This is a genomic window from Microcystis sp. M53603_WE2 (assembly GCF_030065435.1).
Genome location: NZ_JASJFF010001061.1, coordinates 1 through 3,974 on the forward strand (window position 1 = coordinate 1; position 3,974 = coordinate 3,974).

The following is a 3,974-nucleotide window of genomic DNA, read 5'->3' on the forward strand; positions in this document are numbered from 1 at the left end:
ACGCTACCGCTAACCCATCCTACAAACTTTTTGGCGCACACCCTAACTAATGCTTCGGTAAACGTAAACCATCCGATCGCATGGGGATTAAAATCTGAGTTAAACTTCATAATTGTTCGGCCGTTCCCATACAAATTAATAAATCCCCGGCCATTAATTCCGTATCGCCAGTCGGTCCCCCAATTAGCGTACCATCGGCGCGACGTATAGCTAAAACTAACGCCCCCGATCGAGATCTTAAATGTGCTTGACTAAGACTTAAACCGACACAGGGACAAGTCCTCGGATCGATTAAAAATTCTTCCATATAAAACGATCGATCGGTTCCAGTTAAAATCCCATCGACAAAATCCATCACCTGGGGTCGTAGGGCTGCGGCCGCTAATCTTCTACCGCCGGTAATATAGGGAGATACTACCGCATCGGCCCCGGCCCGTTGTAATTTTTGTACTGCTTCTTCGGTACTGGCCCTAGCAATGGCGCGAATTTTCGGATTAAGAGTTTTAGCAGACAAAACTGTATATAAATTCTCCGCATCGGAAGTTAAAGCGGCCACAATACAAATAGCGCGTTCGATTCCTGCCATTTGTAAAGATTTATCTAAGGTGGCATCTCCTTGAACAACAATATAATTTAATTCTTTGGCCCGATTTACCTGTAGGGGGTCTGTATCAATGACTACAAAAGGAATATTTTCGGCGTGAAATTCGATCGCCACCTGTCTACCCGTGCGACCCAAACCACAGATGATATAGTGTTCCGATAGTCGATCGATCAAGCGTTTCTCCTGTCTCTGTTTGAGTCCCTCTTGAAAATAGCCTTGAATTAAAGCTTCGGTCAAGCGATTAACAATATAACCGATGCTAACTACTCCCATCACGATCAAAACCATTGTAAACAGTCGTCCCCGTTCACCTAGGGGATTAATTTCGCCAAAACCGACGGTAGCGAGGGTACTAATCGTCATATAGGCCGAATCTAGCAAACTCCAACCCTCGATCAGATGATACCAAAACGTACCCAGCAAAAACACCACGATCAGGGCAAAAATTCCCCCGATTAATTCCTGACGCAGACGACGATATTTATCTTCACTGATAGACAAGCAAAATTCACCCCTAAGACTGTCTAGTAAATTACAATAAAATCAGTTTTTAATCTAAATAACCCGTCCTTCTCAGACGGATTTGATTATAATTTCCCCTATGTCTAATCGCGCAGGAGTTCCCCAGTGAGTCCAGAAACCCTTTTAGAACCAACCCTAGTTGATCCCACTCCCAATTTAAACCCGAATCAACCCTTCGATCGAGATAGTTTTAACAGCTATGTGATGAATACTTATGGTCGTTTTCCCATTGCGATCGCCAAAGGGTTAGGCTGTCTTCTCTGGGATACTTCCGGTAAACAATACCTTGATTTTGTTGCGGGAATTGCCACCTGTACCCTCGGTCACGCACACCCCGCTTTAATTGAAGTGGTTAGCCAGCAAATCCAAAAACTCCATCATGTCTCGAATTTATACTATATTCCCGAACAAGGGGAACTAGCTAAATGGATTGTCGATCATTCCTGCGCTGATAAAGTCTTTTTCTGTAATTCTGGTGCGGAAGCGAACGAAGCGGCGATTAAATTAGTACGGAAATATGCCCATACGGTGCTAGATTTCCTCGAACAGCCGGTTATTTTAACCGCTCACGCTAGTTTTCACGGTCGGACTTTAGCTACCATCACCGCAACCGGTCAACCGAAGTACCAAAAAGACTTTGAACCCCTGATGCCGGGGTTTGCCTATATTCCCTATAATGATATCGAAGCGGTGGAAAATGCGATCGCTGATCTCGATGAGGGTAATCGTCGTGTGGCCGCGATTATGTTGGAACCCTTGCAGGGTGAAGGGGGAGTTCGTCCAGGGGATATCGAATATTTCCAACGTTTACGGCAAATTTGCGACGAAAATAACATTTTGCTTGTCTTTGATGAAGTACAGGTGGGAGTCGGAAGAACTGGTAAACTCTGGGGTTATGAGAATTTAGGAGTGGAACCGGATATTTTCACTTCTGCTAAGGGTTTAGCGGGTGGTATTCCCATCGGTGCGATGATGTGCAGAAAATTCTGTGATGTGTTTGAACCGGGTAGTCATGCGAGTACCTTTGGAGGTAATCCTTTCGCTTGTGCCTCAGCTTTAACAGTATTACAAACCATTGAACGGGATCATCTTCTCGAAAATGTCCAGCAGCGAGGGGAACAGTTACGCAGCCGTTTACGCGTGATTGCTTCTCAATATCCCCATCTATTTGTCGATGTGCGCGGTTGGGGTTTAATTAATGGTCTGGAAATTAATTCAGAAAGTGAGTTGGTTTCATCTACTATTGTTAATGCAGCCTTGGCCGAGGGTTTATTAATTGCTCCCGCAGGTCCGAAAGTTCTCCGTTTTGTACCTCCTTTAATTGTCTCGGAAACAGAAGTAGATGAGGCTATGGATAAGCTAGAAGCAGCCATCGCTAAAGTGGTTTAATTTCAGTTATCAGTTATCAGTTATCAGTTATCAGTTATCAGATGTAAGTTTTAAGTTGAGAGTTTCCAGAACGTAGGTTGGGTTGAAGCATGAAACCCAACGCCCGCTCATGTTACGCTACCGCTAACCCATCCTACAAATAATTGTGCCTACCTACTTATGAGTCAATTATTTTTGAGCTTTATCCCCCCTAACTGTCACCTTTTCACTGGACTAGGGGAGGATAAATCTACTGTTGTTCGGGGCAAATAAAATGAGGTTCTTCGGTTTATGTTATGCAATGGAGGGGGTTTATAAGGGATGAAACCCTTATATAGAAAGACATTTGGCGATTTTTGTCAATTGTTTTCGATCTAGAACGAGCTAATCAATTAAGTCTCTTGCCAGATAAGGATTTAGTCGATTTATGCCCCCCTATCGAACCATAACAAGTAACGAAGAGCCTAAAATGATCACTTCTGAACCTATTTATTCCCTCCCTAAAACCCCTCCTTTAGAAAATGGTGATCAACTAAGTCGCCAGGAATTTGAGCGTCGTTATCAGAACCTTTCTGAAGTAAAAAAAGCCGAATTAATTGAAGGAATAGTTTATATGTCCTCTCCTGTACGAGTGCAGAGTCATGGAGAACCTCATTCTGATATTTTAACTTGGTTAGGGGTCTATAAAGCCGCCACAATTGGGGTAATGTCTGCGGATAATACTACTGTGCGTCTGGATGCAGATAATGAAGTACAACCAGATGCTTTACTAAGAATTAAAATTGCTGGACAATCAACTATTAGTGACGATGATTATATCGAAGGTGCGCCGGAATTAATCGTAGAAATCGCCGCTTCTAGTGCTTCCTATGATCTCCACAATAAATGGCGAGTTTATCGTCGTAATCAAGTGCAAGAATATCTTGTTTGGCGAGTTTATGAACGTCAATTAGATTGGTTCCGATTAAATGCTGGAGAATATATTAAACTTGAACCCGATAGTCGAGGGATAATTTACTCGCAGGTTTTCCCCGGTCTTTGGTTAGATGTTAATGCTTTATTAGCGGGTAACTTAGGACAGGTTTTGACAGTTTTACAGCAAGGTTTAGCCAGTCAAGAACATCAAGATTTTCTGAATAAATTATCTCAAAAAAAATAATAATTGATATTTAAATTTATGAATTGGCATCCTGACGCTTATCAAGCTTTAATTGCCGAAGATTATCCTCAAGTTGCGGCAATCTACGAGGAACTAATCGATAACAATCCTGAAAATGTTTCTGACTATTGGTACTTGGGAGTTGCCTATCTTCTGCAAAATTTAGCAGCAGAGGCACAGGGGGAGCATCCCAGTTTTGCAATGAGTAAAAATACTCAGGCAATATCGCCGTTGAGATAAGCACAACGTAGCTTCAAATACTGAGGAACATTCTCTGCTTTCCATTGTGCTCCCACAATTTTCATTCTTGCACCTATTTGC

The 3,974-nt window shown here is 42.6% G+C and carries 4 protein-coding genes; 3 read left to right on the forward strand and 1 reads right to left on the reverse strand.

The window, feature by feature from the left end:
• Positions 1–106 precede the first annotated feature (106 nt).
• Positions 107–1,105 carry a potassium channel family protein gene (locus tag PX481_RS22330; protein ID WP_288096110.1) on the reverse strand — a complete coding sequence of 333 codons (999 nt, stop codon included), beginning with the start codon at positions 1,103–1,105 and terminating at the stop codon, positions 107–109.
• Between the two features lie 126 nt (positions 1,106–1,231).
• Here PX481_RS22330 and PX481_RS22335 point away from each other — a divergent pair, with 126 nt between their 5' ends.
• The 3 genes from PX481_RS22335 (at position 1,232) to PX481_RS22345 (ending at position 3,893) form a co-directional block, all read left to right on the forward strand.
• Complete coding sequence (locus PX481_RS22335) at positions 1,232–2,515, forward strand: aspartate aminotransferase family protein (protein ID WP_002758950.1); 1,284 nt, start codon at positions 1,232–1,234, stop codon at positions 2,513–2,515.
• 448 nt (positions 2,516–2,963) lie between these two features.
• Complete coding sequence (locus PX481_RS22340; RefSeq protein WP_288024365.1) at positions 2,964–3,653, forward strand: Uma2 family endonuclease; 690 nt, start codon at positions 2,964–2,966, stop codon at positions 3,651–3,653.
• Between the two features lie 18 nt (positions 3,654–3,671).
• Positions 3,672–3,893: a hypothetical protein gene (locus PX481_RS22345; protein ID WP_288096113.1), complete on the forward strand. Its 222-nt coding sequence runs from the start codon at positions 3,672–3,674 to the stop codon at positions 3,891–3,893.
• Positions 3,894–3,974 lie beyond the last annotated feature (81 nt).

Bases quoted from the DNA above. Each gene is read 5' to 3' on its own strand.
- PX481_RS22340 (WP_288024365.1), top strand. From the start codon at position 2,964: ATGATCACTTCTGAACCTATTTATTCCCTCCCTAAAACCCCTCCTTTA.
- PX481_RS22345 (WP_288096113.1), top strand. From the start codon at position 3,672: ATGAATTGGCATCCTGACGCTTATCAAGCTTTAATTGCCGAAGATTAT.